Source organism: Micromonospora sp. CNZ299 (assembly GCF_002754415.1).
Genome location: NZ_PEFG01000001.1, coordinates 4739818 through 4755766, shown reverse-complemented (window position 1 = coordinate 4755766; position 15949 = coordinate 4739818). Strand labels below are relative to the sequence as shown.

The window sequence follows — 15949 nt, the reverse complement described above, 5'->3', positions numbered from 1 at the left end:
AGCGTCGTGGTGAGTACGGGTGCACTGCTGGGCATCACGCTGGTGGCGTTGGGGCTGGTGCTCACGCCCGGCCCGAACATGGTCTACCTGGTGTCCCGCTCGGTGGCGCAGGGCCGCCGGGCCGGGCTGATCTCGCTGCTCGGGGTGGCCGCCGGGTTCGGCGTCTACCTGGTCGCGGCGGTCGCCGGCCTGGCCGCGGTCTTCGTCCTGGTGCCGACGCTGTACGCGGTGGTGAAGCTGGCCGGGGCCGGCTATCTGCTGTGGCTGGCCTGGCGGACGCTGCGCCCGGGCGGCCACTCGCCGTTCGCGCCCACCCCGCTGCCGCCGGACCCGCCCCGGAAGCTGTTCACCATGGGCATGATCACCAACCTGCTGAACCCGAAGATCGCCATCCTCTACGTGTCGCTGCTACCGCAGTTCATCGACCCGGCGCGGGGGCACCTGGCGATGCAGAGTCTGCTGTTGGGCCTGACCCAGATCGCCGTCGCGTTGAGCGTGAACGCGCTGATCGTGCTCAGCGCCGGGGCGCTGGCCGGCTTCTTCGCCCGCCGACCGGTGTGGCTGCGGGTGCAGCGGTGGGTGACCGGTACGGCCCTCGCGGCGCTGGCCGTCCGGATCGCCACGGACCGCTCCCGCGCGGCGGTCGCCACACCCTGACAGCCGACGGTCACTGCCCCCGGTGGCGGCGGAGCATCCCGGCGGCCAGCGGCGCGGCGTCCAGGTCACCGGCGGCGAGCCGGGCGGCGAGGGTACGGCGGACCAGCCGGTCGGCCAGCGCGGGCGCGTGTCGACCGACGGCCATCTCCAGGCGTCCACGGGTGGTGGTGGCCACGTCCCGGGGCGCCCGGCGGGCGGTGGCGGCGCGCAGGATCGCCGCGACCACCCCCTCGACCGGCTCGGGGCGGGACACGCCCCGCAGGGACAGGCCCGCCTCGGCGGTGCTGTCGTGGATGGGTGAGGCGACCATGCTCGGGTAGACGACGCTCACCCCGACGTGGCTACCCACCTCGTGGCGCAGGGCGTCGGCGTAGGCGACCAGGGCCCGCTTGCTGACGCCGTACGCGGCGGCGAGCGGCAGTGGCAGCACCGCCATCCGACTGGACACGAAGATCACCCTTCCCCGGGCGGCGACCAGCGGGGGCAGGGCCGCGGCGGTGGTCCGCCAGGCGGCGAGCAGGTTGACCTCCAGTTGCTGGCGGACCACCTCGTCGGGCGGCAACTCGGCGGGGGCGGGGCCGCCCACCCCGGCGTTGTTGATCAGGAGGTCGAGCCCGCCGAGCTGGTCGACGGCGGCGCCCACCGCTGGCGCGACGGCGTCCGGGTCGGTCAGGTCGCAGCCGAGCACCGGCAGGTCGTCGTCGGGTCGCGCGTGCAGGTCGAGGCCCACGACCCGGGCGCCGGCGGCGGTCAGCGCGGCCCCGAGGTGTCGCCCGAAGGTGCCGCTGGCCCCGGTCACCAGCACCCGGCGGCCGCTCAGCGTCCGGCGGCTCACTGCCCCGCCCCGACCCGGCGCGTCCCCGCGGCCAGCTCCCGGGTCAGCTCGGCCAGGTAGGCGTCGAAGTCCACGCGCATCGCCGGGCGGCGCTGACCCCAGCGGGCGGTCGCGGCCCGCAGCTCGGCGCGGCAGACGGCCCGCTGCCGGTCCTCATCGGGCAGCGCGTAGCGGCCGGCGAGGTTCGCGGCGATCAGTTTGGCCTGCGCCTCCACCAGGGGAAACGCCGAACCGGTGGACTGCATCAGTCCGACGAAGCTCAGGCCGAGGGCGTCCGGGTGGAACACGTGCCGGTACAACGGCAGGGTGTCGGCGCCCCCGCCGAGCAGCGCCGGGTCGAGGAACGGGATTTCCACCCGGTAGCCGGTGCACCAGACGATCAGGTCGACGTTGTCGCTGCGACCGTCGGTGAACTCGACCCGGTCGCCGTCGAGGGCGGCGACGCCGGGCCGGGCCTCGACGTCACCGTGGGTCAGCCGCGACAGCAGCCCGTCGGAGAGCGTGGGGTGGTCCTGGAGGAAGCCGTGCGTCGGTGCGGGCAGCCCGTAGCGGGCCGGGCTGCCGACGGTGGCGGTGAGCATCGTCTGGCTGATGCGCTGGCGCAGCCGCCACGGCAGCCGGCGGGCGAGCGCCCCGTTGAGGGTGTCCGAGGGGCGACCCAGCAGGTATTTCGGCACCACCCAGACACCCCGGCGCAACGACAGCAGGGTGCGGGTGGCGGCGTACGAGGCGTCCACGGCGATGTCCATCGCGGAGTTGCCGCCGCCGACGACGAGGACCCGTCTGCCGACCAACTGCTCCGGACCCCGGTAGTCGTGGCTGTGGATCTGCTCGGCCGTGCAGGTGCCGGGGTACGCGGGGTCGGGCAGCCGGGGCACCCGGTTGTGACCGTTGGCGACGACCACGGCGTCGACGGTGACCTCGACCGGCCCGTCCGGCCCGCGGGCGGTCACCGTCCAGGTGCCTGCCGAGTCGTGGGTGACCTGTTCGACGGTGTGGCGCAGCCGGATGTCCTGGCCCAGTCCGAAACGGTCGGCGTAGTCGGCGAGGTAACCGGCGACCCGGCGGTGGTCGGGATAGTCGGGCCAGTCGGTGGGCATCGGGTGGTCGGCGAACTGGGTGCGGCCCCGGCTGGTGTTCAGGTGCAGCGTCCGGTAGGCGGGCGAGTCGGGTGCCCCGTACACCCAGAGGCCGCCGACCTGGTCGGTGCTCTCGAAGCACACCACCGGGACACCGGCGTCGCGCAGCGCCTTGACCGCGGCGAGCCCGGCAGCGCCGGCGCCGATCACCGCCACCCTGGGTGGTACGCCCATCGCCGCCCCCTTTAATCCAACGTCCGATGGATAATCGTCGGCGGGCGGCGGCCCGTCAAGTCGTCGACGGCCCGTAGAGCCCGTCGAGCAGACGATGCACGAACGCCCGGAACTCACGCCGCTCCCGAGCGCCCGGCGCACCCGCGGCCAGCGCCACCACGTGCCCGTGCGTCGCCCACACCAGGCTCCGGACGGTGATGTGCGGGGTGGGTTCGGCCAGCGCGCCGGCCGCCGCCGCGGCGGCGAGCAGCTCCGCCACCAGCCGGTACAACGGTTCGGCGTAGCGCTGGTCGAGCTCGGCGTGCCGCTGCGGTTCCAACCAGCGACGCAGCCACAGCGCGGTGGTCTCCGGGCGGTCCTCCAGGAAGTCGACGAAGACGTCGACCAACTGGTGCAGCGCCCGCCGCGCCGCGTCCGGCCCCCCGTCGAGGGCGGCGCGGGCCTGCTCGGCGGCCTCGGTCAGCACCTCCCGCTCGGCGGCGAAGACCCGGGCGAAGCAGGCGTCGTAGAGCGCTGCCTTCGTACCCGTGTGGTGCGCGACCGTGGCGACGTCGACCCCGGCGGCTGCGGCGACCTCCCGCAGCCCGACGGCGTCGAAGCCGCGCTCGGCGAACAGCGCGGTCGCGGCGGTGAGCACCACCTCGCGGGTCGGCCGGGTCTCGTCGCGTCGCGGGCGACCCGGACGGCGTCGGGGCATGGTCATGGCCGCCATTCTGCCCCTAGAATCCAGCAACTGTTGGATTGCGGAGAGGATGCGGCGATGACCGGGCTCGACCGGCGGCCCGTGGCCGCCACCGACGCGGCACTGCCCCGCGGCCCCCTGGCGGGCTTCGCGGCCGGGTCGCTCGGCATGGGTGTCTGGGTGACAGTGCCCGGCCTGCTGCTGCTCTACTTCCTCACCGACGTGCTGGCCGTCGGGCCGTGGCTGGCGGGTCTCGCGCTGCTGCTGCCGAAGATCGCCGACGTGCTACTGCACCCGTGGGTGGGGCACCGCGCCGACGTCGAGCAGACCCGACGCGGCGACCGGCGTCGCCTGCTGCTGGTCGGCTGCGCGCTGCCGCTCGCGTTCGCGGCGCTCTTCGCGGTGCCCGGCGGCCTGACCGGCGCGCCGGCGGCCGCGTGGGTGGCGGTGTTCTTCATCGCCGGCAACCTGCTCTTCGCCGCCTACCAGGTCCCCTACCTGGCCACCCCGGCCGACCTGCGGATCGGCTACCACGAACGCACCCGGCTGATGGCGTTCCGGATGGTCGTGCTGACCCTGGGCATCCTGGTCTCCGGCCTGCTGGCCCCGCTGCTCACCGGCGGCGACGCCGCGACCCGTGACGGCTACCAGCGGATGGGCGTGGTCCTCGCCGTCGGGATGCTGGTGGCCATGCTGGTCGGTGTCGTGGGCATCGCCCGGCTGCGCGGCTCGGCGGCGGACCCCACCCCGGCCGGACACGGCGGGTGGCCGGCGTTGCGCATCGCGCTGCGCGACCGGCAGTTCCGCTGGCTCGTCGCCGCGTACCTGGCGATGTCCACCACCACCCACCTGGTGCTCGCCGGCGTTCCCTACTACGCCGAGTACGAGCTGCGGGCCCCCGGCCTGACCACGGTCCTGGTGGCCGCATTCGTCGCGCCGGCGCTGCTGGTCACCCCGGTCTGGCTGGTGGTGGCCCGCCGCGTCGGCAAGCAGCGGGCGCTGCTCGGCGCGCAGGGCGCGTTCGCCGTCGGGTCGCTGGTGCTGGCGGTGGGTCGACCGGCCGGGCTGCCGGTGCTGATCGGCGCGGTGGCGGTGCTCGGGGTGGCGTTCGCCGGCATGCAGCTGCTGCCGTTCTCGATGCTGCCCGACGTGATCCGCGCCGCCACCACCAAGGACGGGACCGCCACCGGCGCCGGCACCTACACCGGGGTGTGGACGGCCACCGAGGCCACCGGCGCCGCCCTCGGCCCGTACGCCTATGCCCTGTGCCTGGCCGTTGGTGGTTTCGTGGCCTCCACGGCCGGTGAGTCGCCGGTGCAGCCGGACGCGGCGTTGGCGGCGGTCCGCTACGGCTTCGGGTTGCTGCCGGCGGTGGCGATGCTCGCGGCCCTGCTGCTGCAACGCCGCTACACCCTGGACGCGACCGCCCGGACGACGACGTGAACGGCCGGCACTAGACTTCGCCCTCGATGGACGCCCAGCCCGCCACCACCGAAACCCGCCCGTGCGCCCACTGTGGAGCGCCGGTGCCACAGCGTGTCGGCGCGGGCCGGCCGTTTCGCTACTGCCGGGACAACGACGGCGCCTGCCAGCGCGCCTCGCGCAACAGCCGGATGCGGCACCGCAACGCCCCCGGCCTGCCCGGGCAGGTGGCCCGCACCTGGGAGGCGGTGGACCGCCTCGATCAGATCGTCGAGACGTTGACCGAGTCGCTGCACGCCGAGTTGTCCCCGGTGGGTGTGCAGCGACAGGTCGCCCAGGTTCGCGCGGAGGCCGCCACCGAGGTCGCGGCGGCGCAGACCGAACGCGACGAGGCCCGCGACGACGCCGAGAACGCGGCGGCCGACGCGGCGCGCGCCCGCGAGCAGGCCCGGGCGGCCCTCGCCGAGACCGACGACGCCCGCCAGCGCGCCGAGCAGGCGCACCGGCAGGCCACCGCCGCCGACGAGCGGGCACAGCGCGCCGAGGCCGCCCGCGATCAGGCGCGCCACGACGTCAGCGCCGCCGAGGCGTTGCGCGCCCAGGCTGAACGCGACCGGGACCAGGCCCGCGCCGAGGTGCGCGACCTGCGGGCGCAGCGCGACGCCGAGCGGCAGCGGGTGGCCGACCTGAGCGTGGAACGCGACGCGGCGCGCGCCGACGCCGAGCGGGCCGCCCGGGCCGCCGCCGAGGCCACCGAGCGGGCCGGGCGGTGGCAGGCCGAGGTGCAGGACGTGCGGCGCCAGATCGAGCAGGCCCGCGCCGACGCCGCGCGGACCCGCGCCGAGGCCGCCGACGCCGCCCGGGCCCGGGAGCAGGCCGACCGGGCCCGCGACCGCGCGCAGGTCGCGGCCGCGCAGGCCGACGACGCCCGGCAGGAGGCCGCAGAACTCGCGGCACGGTTGCGCGCGGAGCTGGCCGCCACCGCCACCCAGCGGGACACGCTGACCGCCGAGCTGACCGCGGCCCGGCAGGCCGCGGCGACCGCCGAGGGCCGCCTCACCGCCCTGACGGTACGACTCGACGCCGCCGAGACCGACCGGGACCTGGCCCAGCGGCGGGTGGCGCAGCTCGGCGACCAGGTCAGCGACCTGGCGTTGGCGTTGGCGCGCCTCGGCGCTGCCACTCCGGGCGACGCCACCCGATGATCGTCGCGCAACCTTCGCTACGCTTCGGCGGTTAACATCCCCGGTGGCAGCGGACACACAGCCCGTTGCGACCCGCCTGGTGATCACCTCACCGGGTGATCGTCCCGGCCGGCTACCCTTGGTCCCGGCCCACACGTGGACGCCTCACGCCCTCGGGCGGGAATGGCTCGACGGGCACACACCGTTACACCCAGAAGACCAGCACCACGAACGAGGGGAAGTCGATCATGGGCGAGCGTATGCTGCGCGGAAGCCGCCTTGGCGCGGTGAGCTACGAATCCGACCGCAACACGGAGCTCGCGCCGCGTCAGACCCGCGAGTACCTGTGCGCCAAGGGCCACCAGTTCGAGGTGCCGTTCGCCGTCGACGCCGAGGTCCCGATGACCTGGGAGTGCAAGTTCGACGGCAGCGTCGCCCGACTCGTCGACGGCAACGAGCCGGAGCAGAAGAAGGCCAAGCCCCCGCGTACCCACTGGGACATGCTCCTGGAGCGGCGTTCGATCGCCGAGCTGGAAGACATCCTCGAGGAGCGCCTGCAGGAGGTTCGGACCCGCCGCGGCCGCGCCTGAGCCGCACGACGGACAACGACGGCGCCCCCGGGACAACCCGGGGGCGCCGTCGTGTCTGCACAGGTGGTCTCAGTGGCGACCGGGCTCGACGATCTCTCCCTCGATGGCCCGCCCGCCGTCGACCACGACCGGTTGCTCCGGCTGCGGGGTCGGTTGCGCCGTCGGTTGCGGCGCACCCTGACGCACCCGCACCGTACGCGGGCCGAACAGGTCACCGGCGACCATCGACGACACCCGCCGCTCGGTGGCACGGCGCACCCCGGCGCGGGCCAGTCGACGCACCGGCGGCACCAGCAGCAGCAACCCGACCAGGCCGCTGACCAGGCCGGGCACCGCCAGCAGCAACGCGCCGGCCAACCCGACGAGCCCGTCGGTCACCTGCCCACCCGGTGGCTGTCCGGCCGCCGCGGCGGAGCGGAAACCACGCCAGGCGCGCATCCCCTCGCGGCGCAGCAGCACCAGCCCCAGCAGGGACGCGGCGAACACCAGCAGCACGGCCACGCCGAACCCCAGCGCCCGCCCCACACCGACGAACACCGCCAGCTCCAGCACCACCGCCAGCAACAGGGCCAACGGCACGAACCTCAGTCCTCGGCGCATCTCACCTCATCGCCATTCCCGCGGGCACCACGGACGTGTCCCGCTCATCCAGCATGACACGGCCGCGCTCACGGCCACCGCGCCTGACCGGTGGCGGTGCCGTGCAGACCTCGGCGTACCGCCTGGCGGCGGTCCCGCACGCCCCAGGCGGTGATCCGCCACAGCGCCTCGGCCACGATCTTCGGGCTCATCTTGCTGTCGCCGCGTTCCCGTTCGGCGAAGGTGATCGGCACCTCCACGATCCGCACCCCGGCCTGATGCGCCAACCGCGACAGCTCCACCTGGAACGAGTAGCCCTGGGAGGTCACCGACTCCAGATCGATGGCGTCCAACGCGCTGATCCGGTACACCCGGTAGCCGCCGGTGGCGTCCGAGACGGGCATGCCCAGCGCGAGGCGCGCGTACAGGTTGCCGCAGCGCGACAGCAGCAGCCGCCGCAGCGGCCAGTTGAGCACCCGCGCGCCGCTGGTCCACCGCGACCCGATCACCACGTCGGCGTCGCGGGCGGCGTCCAGCAGCGCCGGCAGGTCCTCCGGGGCGTGCGAGCCGTCGGCGTCCATCTCCACGACCGCCTGGTAGCCGCGCTCCCGCGCCCAACCGAACCCGGCCAGGTACGCCGCGCCGAGGCCCTGCTTGCCGTGGCGGTGCAGCACCTGCACGTGCGCGTCGCCGTCGGCGAGGGCGTCGGCGATCGCGCCGGTGCCGTCGGGGCTGTTGTCGTCGGCGATGAGGATCTGCACCGCCGGGGCGGCGCGTCGGACCCGGCCCACGATCGCGGCGATATTGTCGGCCTCGTCGTAGGTGGGGATCACCACCAGCACCCGGCCCACACCGGGCACCTCGTCCGGGCGTCGGATCGTATCGGTCGCCTGGATCACGGTTCCTCCGCTCCCGCCGGCGTACCGGCTGTTGCTATCCGGACATGACCCGCTGCCGGCGGCGCAGCACCGCCGCGCCGATGAGGGCCGCCGCGGCCAGCGCGGCGAGCGCCACCTCCGGCCACCAGCCGAGGCGGGTGGCGAGGGTACGACCGTCGTCGAGCCGCACCTGCCGCACCACGACCTCCCGGGTGTTGAACCCGGTGGCATCGCTTACCCGCCCGTCGGGTGCGACGAACCCGGACACGCCGACCGTGGAGGCCATCAACGCCGGCCGGCCGTGTTCCACCGCCCTCAGCCGCACCATGGCCATCTGCTGGCGGGCCTCCGCCACGTCGAAGGTGGCGTTGTTGGTCTGCACCACCAGCAGCTGCGCGCCACCGGTGACGGTGTCGCGGACCACGTCGTCGTAGGCGACCTCGAAGCAGATCACGTCACCGAGCACGGCCGGGCCGGCGCGTACCACGCCCGGGGTGCTTCCGGGCACGAAGTCGCTGCGGATCAGGTCGACCTGCTTGCTGACCATCCGGGCCACGTCGCGCAGCGGCACGTACTCGGCGAACGGCACGGGGTGCCGCTTGGTGTACAGCTGGTCCAGGTCCGCGCCGGTGCCGGGGCGCCACAGGATGCCCGCGTTGCGGACCTGCCCGACGCCGGGGCCCAGCAGCACCGCCCCGACGAGGATCGGCGCGCCGATGGTGTCGGCGGCCTGGGAGATCCGGGCACCGGAGGTGGGGTTGCGCAGCGGGTCGATGTCGCTGGAGTTCTCCGGCCACACCACCAGGTCGGGTTGCCGTTCCTGCCCGGCGGCGACCCGACCGGCCAGCTCGATGGTGGCGTCGACGTGGTTGTTGAGCACCGCCTGCCGTTGGGCGTTGAAGTCCAGGCCCAGGCGCGGCACGTTGCCCTGCACGATGGCCACGGTGGTGGTGGCGCCCGACCCGGCGGTGGCGACCGGCACGAGCAGGCCCCCGGCGGTCAGCGCGACCGCCACGGCGGCCGGTACGGCCACGGGCGCCCACCGACGTGCCGAGGTGACCCCCTGCACGCCGTCGGCGGCCTGGGAGCCCTCAGCGGGCGATGTGCGGGCGGCGGCCCAGCCACGCCAGGCGGCGGTGACCAGCAACCCGCCGACGAGCGCCACCGCGAAGGTCACCAGCGGCGCGCCGCCCAACGCGGCCAGGCGCAGCAGCGGTGAGGTGTCCTGGCTGAACGCCAACCGCCCCCACGGGAACCCACCGAACGGGGTGCGGTCCCGCAGCGCCTCCTGCCCCACCCACAGCAGCCCGGTCAGCACCGGCCACGTCCAGCGGACGCGGTCGGCCAGCGGCGACACCCAGGCGGTGGCCGCGCCCAGCAGCGCCAGGTAGCCGGCCTGCAGCAGCGACAGCAGCACCCACGGCAGTGAACCGGTGTGCAGGTTCGTCCAGGCCAGCAGTGGGGCGAAGAGCGCCACCCCGGTGAGGAAGCCCAGGCCGGCGCCGGCGCGCAACCGCCGCCGGTGCGCGGCGGCGGCCAGCAACGCCACCCCGACCGGGGCCAGCGGCCACACCCCGTACGGGGGGAACGCCACCAGCAGGGCCAGGCCGGCGGCCACGGCCAGGGGCACGGCGAACCGCAGCGGCAGCGGCCGACCGGTCACGACCGGCTGACTCGGCGCCGCCGGGCTGTGGGTTTCGTCCCGGTCCAGAATCGTCACCGCTTCACCTCGATCACGGGGCGAAGGCTACCTGGCCGGCGGCCGGAGCAGCCGCATCGGGCCGCCGGGCACGAACCGCCCGACGGACATGAAATCGGGGCGCGGCTCACGCCGCGCCCCGATGCTCCCAGGCCCTTCCCGGCCGGTGTGGCGAGGATGGGGTACGACGACCTTCGGACCGACCGGACGCGGACTGGCTGCCCCCGCCGGGCCGTTGTCTACTGGCCGTGCACCTCACCCTGCCCGTACACCGGTAACCGCGGCCGGTTCGCGCCGCCCCGCCGACCCCCGCCCGCTGGACCTGGCCGCCGCGACGATGACGCTCAAAAATGTCGCTCGGCCAGCGGACGAAGGGACGAAGCGAACAACAGCCGCTTCCCGTGGTAGGACTCAAAGACGGTACGTGCCAACCCCCGTCGCTTGTCAACCCACCCCCGGCCTGTCGTGTGTTGCGCCACGGCGTGTCGGTCGGCGAGTCTCAATGCGTCCGCAGATGGTGACGCAGCAGCGCCCCCGCCGCGGCCCGGTGTTCCTCGGCGAGCAGCCCTCCGGCGGCCAGCACGTAGTCGGCGTCGACCACGGCGGAGGCGGCCCGCGGCAACGCCCACCCGCCGGCGTGGTCGGCCAGGACGGCCGCCAGCACCTGCGCGGACGCCTGCGCCGGCGCGTGCCGCAGCACCCCACCGGAACCCACCATCAACCGCACGTCGCGCAGGTCCCGCCCGGCCCGCTCGCCGGTGGCGGCGCCCCGCGCGTGCCGCCGCAACGCCACCGTCGCCGCGAGGGTGGCGATCCGCCGGTCCACGGCCCGCTCGACGTCGTCGACGGCGAGGAACGCCGGGTCGGCCGCCCGGCGGGCCGCCGCGTCCGTCAGGTCCTCGGACTCGTCCGGGGTGAGCAGCCGCTCCTCGACGGCGGCGCGCAAGACACCGGGGGCGCTCCACCGCATGCCCAGGTCACCCTCCACGGTGCGGGCCCGCCAGAGGCTGCCGGCGACCTCCCGTGCCGGGCCGGTGGCCCGCTCGTCGGGGGTGAGCACCGAGTACACGTCGGTGGTGGCCCCGCCCACGTCGACGACGGCGAGGTCACCGCCGATGGTGTCGGCGAGCACCTCCACACCGGTGAGGACCGCGTCGGGGGTGGCCGCGCGAACCAGCCGCGCGAACCGGGTGCCCCTCGACAGTCGTTTGCCCCCGATGACGTGGCGCAGGAACACCGCGCGGATCGCCGCCCGCGCCGACGCCGGGGCGAGGACCCCGATGCGCGGCAGGACGTTCTCCGCGCCCGTCACCGGCACCCCGGCGGCCTCCAGCAGCCCGGTCAGCTCCGCGCGGACGTCAGCGTTGCCCGCGTACACCACCGGCACCCGCCACCGGGCACGGGCCAGGCGGGTCGCGTTGTGGGTGATCGTCTCGGCGTCACCGCCGTCGGTGCCACCGACCAGCAGCACCACGTCCGGTCGGGCCGCCCGCAACGCCGCCAGGTCCGCCGCGCCCAGCCGACCGGCGGCCACGTGCACCACGTGCGCACCGGCGGACAACCCGACCCGCCGGCCCGCCTGCGCGGTGACCAGCGGCTCGTAGCCGATCACGGCCAGCCGCAACCCACCACCGGCCGACGAGCACACATACCACGGCACGTCGCGCACCCCGAGCCCGTCGGTGGCCGCCGCGACCGCGGCGTCCAGGCCGTGCAACACGTCGGTGCCCACGGTGGTCGGCGCCGCCGCCGCTCCCACCAGCACACCGGCGGCCAGGTCCACCACGGCCACCTTGGTGTACGTGGACCCGACGTCCGCGCAGACCGCCAGGGTCACGAGCCGGCGGGAACGACCACGGTGCCGGTCGCGGTGACCGCCACGATCGGCGGGTCGAGGACCTCGGCGGCGGACTCGGAGCGCTCCGGGCGGCCCCGGCACACCACCGCGCAGGACAGCTCCAGGGTGCGGCTGCGGGTGCCCACCCGCGACACCTGGGCGGTCACCTCAACCACGTCACCGGCGCGGATGGGAGCGGTGAACCGCACGTCTGTGTACCCGGCGAACAGACCCTCGTCGCCGTCGGTGCGGATGCACACCTCCGTGGCGACGTCGCCGAACAGCGCGAGGGCGTACGCCCCGTCGACGAGGTTGCCGGCGTAGTGGGCGTGCGAGTACGGCACGTACCGCCGGTGCGTCACGGTCAACCCGAGCCTTGCGTCGGTCATGCCATCGCCTTCCGTTGCGTGATCAGGGCGTGCACGAGGTAGCTGGCCACCTCGCCGGGAGTGGTGCCGCGACCGAAGATGCGGTCCACGCCCAACTCGTCGGTCATCGTCTCGTCGAAGCGGGGGCCGCCGACGATCAGCAGCGGCCGCCGCCCGGCGGGCATCGCCTCCCGGAACGCGGCGGACATCTCCCGGGTGTTGTGCAGGTGCGCGTCGCGTTGGGTGACCACCTGTGACACGAGGACCGCGTCGGCCTTCTCCGCCCGGGCGGTCTCCACCAGCTCCGGCACGCTGACCTGCGCGCCCATGTTGGTGACCTTCAACTCCCGGTAGTACTCCAGGCCCTTCTCCCCCGCGATGCCCTTGACGTTGAGGATCGCGTCGATGCCCACTGTGTGCGCGTCGGTGCCGATGCACGCCCCGACCACGGACAGCTTGCGCCGCAACCGTTGCTTGATCACCGTGTTGACGTCCTTCGCCGACAGCAGCGCGAAGTCGCGTTCCACGACCTGCACCGCGTTGAGGTCGACCAGGTGGTTGACCCGCCCGTAGACCACGAAGAACGTGAACTCGTCGCCCATCGGTTTGGCGTGCACGACCATCGCCGGGTCGATGCCCATCCGGTTGGCCAACTGCACCGCCGCGCCCTCGGCCCGCTTGTCGTGGCTCACCGGCAGGGTGAACGACACCTGCACCATCCCGTCGCCGGTGGTGTCCCCGTACGGCCGCACGATCTTCTTCGCGGCGTCGGCGGCGCTCATGCCGCGTCCCCTTCCAGGATGTCGGTGGCCGGGTTGCAGTAGTCCGCCTCGTGCGCGGCGACCCCGGCGAGGCCCTTGCCCCGGTCCGCGGGCCGCTTCATGATCCCGAAGGTGCCCTCGGCGATGGCCGTGAGCAGTGTCTGCTCCCCGATGCGCTCCAGCAGGTCCAGGGCCTCACCGAGGACCTGGTTGGCGCGGCGGCGGATGAACCCGCCGGGCGCCGGCACGAAGTCCTCGTGCAGCCCACCGGCTGCGCCCAACACGTACCGCACGTTCTGCAACGCGATGTCCCGGTCGGACAACCACGGCGTCACCACCGCCTCGGTCATCATCCCCACCAGCAGGATGCCCTGACCGGTCAGCGCGCCCGCCAGGTTGAAGAACCCGTCGAGCAGGTTGCCCCGGAACACGTCACCGGTCATGTGCTTCGTCGGCGGCATCCACTTCAGCGGCGCCTCGGGGAACAACTCCCGGGCCAGCAGGGCGTGCGCCAACTCCAGGCGGAACGACTCCGGAACCTCCGGGTTGATCTCGAACGCGTGGCCCAGCCCCAACTGCCAGTCCGCCAACCCCGCCTCGTGCGCGAAGAACTCGTTGAGCAGCTGCGACACCGTCACCGTGTGCGCCTCGTCCACGGCGTCCGCGGTGGTCAGGTAGTTGTCCTCACCGGTGTTGATGATGATCCCGGCGCGGGCGTGCACCTGCCGGGAGAACCGCTGGTCGACGAACGTGCGCACCGGGTTGATGTCGCGGAACAGGATCCCGTACATCGAGTCGTTGAGCATCATGTCGAGCCGTTCCAGGCCCGCCAGGGTCGCCATCTCCGGCATGCACAACCCGGACGCGTAGTTGGTCAACCGCACGTAGCGGCCCAACTCCTTCGACGACTCGTCCAACGCCGCGCGCATCAGCCGGAAGTTCTCCTGCGTGGCGTACGTGCCGGCGAAACCCTCCCGGGTCGCGCCCTCGGGCACGTAGTCCAGCAGCGACTGCCCCGTGGAGCGGATCACCGCGATCACGTCCGCGCCCGCCCGGGCGGCAGCCTGGGCCTGCGGGATGTCCTCGTAGATGTCGCCGGTCGCCACGATCAGGTAGATCCACGGCCGCTGCTTCGGGTCCCCGTGCCGCTTGATGAGGCGGTCCCGCTCGGCGCGCCGCCGGTCGATGCGCCGGATACCCGCCCCGACGGACCTGCGCGCCGCCGACCGTGCCGTCGTCGCGGCCCGCCCGGTGGGCAGCGCGAAGCGCACCGACCCGGCCGCGGCCTTCTGTGCCAGCAACGTCACATCGGTGATGCCCTCGCGGGCCAGGGCGTCGAACACCGGCACCGCCACCCCGTGACCCAACCCGACGTCCGCGACGACGGCGTCGACGAGCCGGTTCACCCACGGAATGCCGTCCGGGTCGGCGCCGCTCACCCCGGCCAGCCGCAGCACCGCCCGCTCCACCGACACCGTGGTGTGGCTGCGGGCAAGGTCCACCACCGGCTGACCGGCCCGGCGCGCCAACTCGCGCGCCCGCGCCACCAGCACCGGATCAAGATCAAGCTTCCCGGTCATGATGACCCTTCCTCATAGATGACCTCACCGCGCAGCACCAGCCGCCGGCACACCGGCAACGGCGTCGGGTCGTCCGGACCCCGCTCCTCCGGGTCCTCGGCGAGCAGCACCGGCAGGCCCCGCTCCACCCCCGCGGGCGTCGACCACACCGTGAACGTCGCCGGCGCACCCAACGCGAGGACCCCCTCGACGTCCAGGTGCACCGCCCGCCACCCACCACGGGTGTGCGCGGCGAACGCCGACCGCACACTCATCCGCTGCGCCGGGTTGTGGTGCGACACCGCCGCCCGCACCGAACCCCACGGGTCCAGCGGCGTCACCGGCGAGTCCGACCCGAACGCCATCGCCACACCCACCGAGTGCATCGCACCCATCGGGTTGGACTCCAACGACCGGTCCAACCCCAGCCGCGCCTCGTACATCCGGCCCGCGCCACCCCACAGCCGGTCGAACGCCGGCTGCATGCTCGCCACGACCCCGTACTCCACGAACCGTGCGATCAACCGCTTGTTCATGATCTCCGCGTGCTCGATGCGGTGCCGGGCCGCCCGAAGCCGCTCCACACCCAGCGACTCCGCCGCCGCCGCGAAACCGTCCAGGACGGTGCCGATCGCCGCGTCACCGATCGCGTGGAAACCGCCCTGCATGCCGTGCGCCGCGCAGTCCAGCAGGTGATCACGCACCTGCTCGGCCGTCAGGTACCCGTGCCCGCAGTCGTCACCGTCGCCGTACGGCTGCGACACGTGCGCCGTACGCGAACCCAACGCCCCGTCTGCGAACAGGTCACCTCCGGCGCCCACCGCACCCAACTCCCGGGCACGGGCGGCGCCACCCAGCTCACCCCAGTACCCGTACACCTCCGGCAACCCCGCACCGGAGATGCCCAGCAGCCCGGTGAAGTCCTCCTCGTCGGAGATGTCCGGACCGCCGCACTCGTGCACAGCCGCGATCCCCAACGACGCCGCGTGCGCGAGGGCGACCCGCTGTGCGGCGACCCGCTGCGCCCGGCTCACCGACGCCTGCGCCGCCGCCCGCACCACGTGGTGCGCATCGCGCCGCAACCACCCCGACGCGTCGTACCCCGCCGCGTCCGCCGCCTCGGGGCACGCCGCCAGCAACGCCGACGACACCAACGCCGAGTGGATCGACGCCTGCGACAGGTACACCCGCCGACCCCCGGCCGCCCGATCCAACGCCGCCGCGTCCGGCAACGTCGTATCCGACCAACCCGACTCGTCCCAGCCGTGGCCCAGCAGCACCGCGTCCGCCGGCAGACCCGCCGCGAACCCGGCCACCGCGTCGAGCAACTGCGCCGCCGAGCGCACCCCGGACAACTCCAGCCCCGACAACGCCAACCCCGTGTCGGTGGCGTGCACGTGCGCGTCGACGAACGCCGGCGTCACCAACGCCCCATCCAGGTCCACCACCCGGTCGGCCGGCGGCGCGTCACCGTCGGTCCCCAACCAGGCAATCCGCCCACCGGACACCAGCAGCGCGGTGGCGCTCGGGTCGGCGGGGCAATGCAGCACGCCGCCGCGGTACAACGTCGAGGGGTTCGTCATGA

Annotated in this window: 15 protein-coding genes; 4 read left to right on the top strand and 11 right to left on the bottom strand. The window is 74.1% G+C overall.

The features are described from left to right. Positions 1-6: 6 nt before the first annotated feature. Positions 7-657 carry a LysE family translocator gene (locus CLT68_RS21650; RefSeq protein ID WP_099853477.1) on the top strand — a complete coding sequence of 217 codons (651 nt, stop codon included), beginning with the start codon at positions 7-9 and terminating at the stop codon, positions 655-657. A 10-nt stretch (positions 658-667) separates the two neighbouring features. Here the strand turns inward: CLT68_RS21650 and CLT68_RS21645 are convergent, their stop codons facing one another. Genes CLT68_RS21645 through CLT68_RS21635 form a run of 3 tightly spaced genes read right to left on the bottom strand, consistent with a single transcriptional unit; the run spans position 668 to position 3508 of the window. Further along, positions 668-1492 (bottom strand): SDR family NAD(P)-dependent oxidoreductase, encoded by an 825-nt coding sequence (locus tag CLT68_RS21645; RefSeq protein WP_099853475.1) that lies wholly within the window; start codon positions 1490-1492, stop codon positions 668-670. Further along, positions 1489-2805: an FAD-dependent oxidoreductase gene (locus CLT68_RS21640; RefSeq protein WP_099853473.1), complete on the bottom strand. Its 1317-nt coding sequence runs from the start codon at positions 2803-2805 to the stop codon at positions 1489-1491. The genes CLT68_RS21645 and CLT68_RS21640 overlap by 4 nt, the downstream gene beginning before the upstream one ends. A 55-nt stretch (positions 2806-2860) precedes the next feature. Beyond that, positions 2861-3508 (bottom strand): TetR/AcrR family transcriptional regulator, encoded by a 648-nt coding sequence (locus CLT68_RS21635; RefSeq protein WP_247671870.1) that lies wholly within the window; start codon positions 3506-3508, stop codon positions 2861-2863. Positions 3509-3565: 57 nt separating this feature from the next. Between CLT68_RS21635 and CLT68_RS21630 the strand changes: the two genes are divergently transcribed. The 3 genes from CLT68_RS21630 to CLT68_RS21620 all read left to right on the top strand — a co-directional run bounded on the left by CLT68_RS21630 (position 3566) and on the right by CLT68_RS21620 (position 6683). Then, the gene (locus tag CLT68_RS21630; RefSeq protein WP_099853471.1) at positions 3566-4930 is read left to right on the top strand and encodes an MFS transporter; all 1365 of its coding nucleotides are present in this window, start codon (positions 3566-3568) and stop codon (positions 4928-4930) included. Positions 4931-4956: 26 nt separating this feature from the next. Then, positions 4957-6114 carry a hypothetical protein gene (locus CLT68_RS21625; RefSeq protein ID WP_099853469.1) on the top strand — a complete coding sequence of 386 codons (1158 nt, stop codon included), beginning with the start codon at positions 4957-4959 and terminating at the stop codon, positions 6112-6114. A 227-nt stretch (positions 6115-6341) separates the two neighbouring features. Beyond that, a complete protein-coding gene (locus CLT68_RS21620; RefSeq protein WP_030489777.1) occupies positions 6342-6683 on the top strand; it encodes an RNA polymerase-binding protein RbpA in 342 nt (113 codons plus the stop codon). A gap of 69 nt (positions 6684-6752) precedes the next feature. Here CLT68_RS21620 and CLT68_RS21615 read toward each other — a convergent pair whose 3' ends face one another. The 8 genes from CLT68_RS21615 to CLT68_RS21580 all read right to left on the bottom strand — a co-directional run bounded on the left by CLT68_RS21615 (position 6753) and on the right by CLT68_RS21580 (position 15947). Continuing rightward, the gene (locus tag CLT68_RS21615) at positions 6753-7283 is read right to left on the bottom strand and encodes an FxsA family protein (RefSeq protein ID WP_099853467.1); all 531 of its coding nucleotides are present in this window, start codon (positions 7281-7283) and stop codon (positions 6753-6755) included. A gap of 68 nt (positions 7284-7351) precedes the next feature. Then, the gene (locus tag CLT68_RS21610; protein ID WP_099853464.1) at positions 7352-8161 is read right to left on the bottom strand and encodes a polyprenol monophosphomannose synthase; all 810 of its coding nucleotides are present in this window, start codon (positions 8159-8161) and stop codon (positions 7352-7354) included. A 34-nt stretch (positions 8162-8195) separates the two neighbouring features. Continuing rightward, positions 8196-9860 (bottom strand): apolipoprotein N-acyltransferase, encoded by a 1665-nt coding sequence (gene lnt, locus CLT68_RS21605; RefSeq protein ID WP_199177109.1) that lies wholly within the window; start codon positions 9858-9860, stop codon positions 8196-8198. A 478-nt stretch (positions 9861-10338) separates the two neighbouring features. Further along, on the bottom strand, positions 10339-11676 hold the full coding sequence (locus CLT68_RS21600; protein ID WP_099853461.1) for a glutamate mutase L: 1338 nt from the start codon (positions 11674-11676) through the stop codon (positions 10339-10341). Then, positions 11673-12065 carry a 3-aminobutyryl-CoA ammonia lyase gene (gene kal / locus CLT68_RS21595; RefSeq protein ID WP_099853458.1) on the bottom strand — a complete coding sequence of 131 codons (393 nt, stop codon included), beginning with the start codon at positions 12063-12065 and terminating at the stop codon, positions 11673-11675. The genes CLT68_RS21600 and kal overlap by 4 nt, the downstream gene beginning before the upstream one ends. After that, complete coding sequence (gene kamE / locus CLT68_RS21590) at positions 12062-12826, bottom strand: lysine 5,6-aminomutase subunit beta (protein WP_088948159.1); 765 nt, start codon at positions 12824-12826, stop codon at positions 12062-12064. Before kamE ends, kal begins: the two co-directional genes overlap by 4 nt. After that, positions 12823-14385: a lysine 5,6-aminomutase subunit alpha gene (gene kamD, locus CLT68_RS21585; protein WP_088948158.1), complete on the bottom strand. Its 1563-nt coding sequence runs from the start codon at positions 14383-14385 to the stop codon at positions 12823-12825. The genes kamE and kamD overlap by 4 nt, the downstream gene beginning before the upstream one ends. Then, on the bottom strand, positions 14382-15947 hold the full coding sequence (locus CLT68_RS21580; RefSeq protein WP_099853455.1) for an amidohydrolase: 1566 nt from the start codon (positions 15945-15947) through the stop codon (positions 14382-14384). Before CLT68_RS21580 ends, kamD begins: the two co-directional genes overlap by 4 nt. Between the last annotated feature and the right edge of the window lie 2 nt (positions 15948-15949).

Coding starts and splice junctions, on each gene's coding strand:
- kamE (WP_088948159.1), bottom strand. CDS start 12,826: ATGAGCGCCGCCGACGCCGCGAAGAAGATCGTGCGGCCGTACGGGGAC.
- CLT68_RS21630 (WP_099853471.1), top strand. CDS start 3,566: ATGACCGGGCTCGACCGGCGGCCCGTGGCCGCCACCGACGCGGCACTG.
- CLT68_RS21625 (WP_099853469.1), top strand. CDS start 4,957: ATGGACGCCCAGCCCGCCACCACCGAAACCCGCCCGTGCGCCCACTGT.
- CLT68_RS21580 (WP_099853455.1), bottom strand. CDS start 15,947: ATGACGAACCCCTCGACGTTGTACCGCGGCGGCGTGCTGCATTGCCCC.
- CLT68_RS21615 (WP_099853467.1), bottom strand. CDS start 7,283: ATGCGCCGAGGACTGAGGTTCGTGCCGTTGGCCCTGTTGCTGGCGGTG.
- CLT68_RS21620 (WP_030489777.1), top strand. CDS start 6,342: ATGGGCGAGCGTATGCTGCGCGGAAGCCGCCTTGGCGCGGTGAGCTAC.
- CLT68_RS21635 (WP_247671870.1), bottom strand. CDS start 3,508: ATGACCATGCCCCGACGCCGTCCGGGTCGCCCGCGACGCGACGAGACC.
- CLT68_RS21640 (WP_099853473.1), bottom strand. CDS start 2,805: ATGGGCGTACCACCCAGGGTGGCGGTGATCGGCGCCGGCGCTGCCGGG.
- kamD (WP_088948158.1), bottom strand. CDS start 14,385: ATGACCGGGAAGCTTGATCTTGATCCGGTGCTGGTGGCGCGGGCGCGC.
- kal (WP_099853458.1), bottom strand. CDS start 12,065: ATGACCGACGCAAGGCTCGGGTTGACCGTGACGCACCGGCGGTACGTG.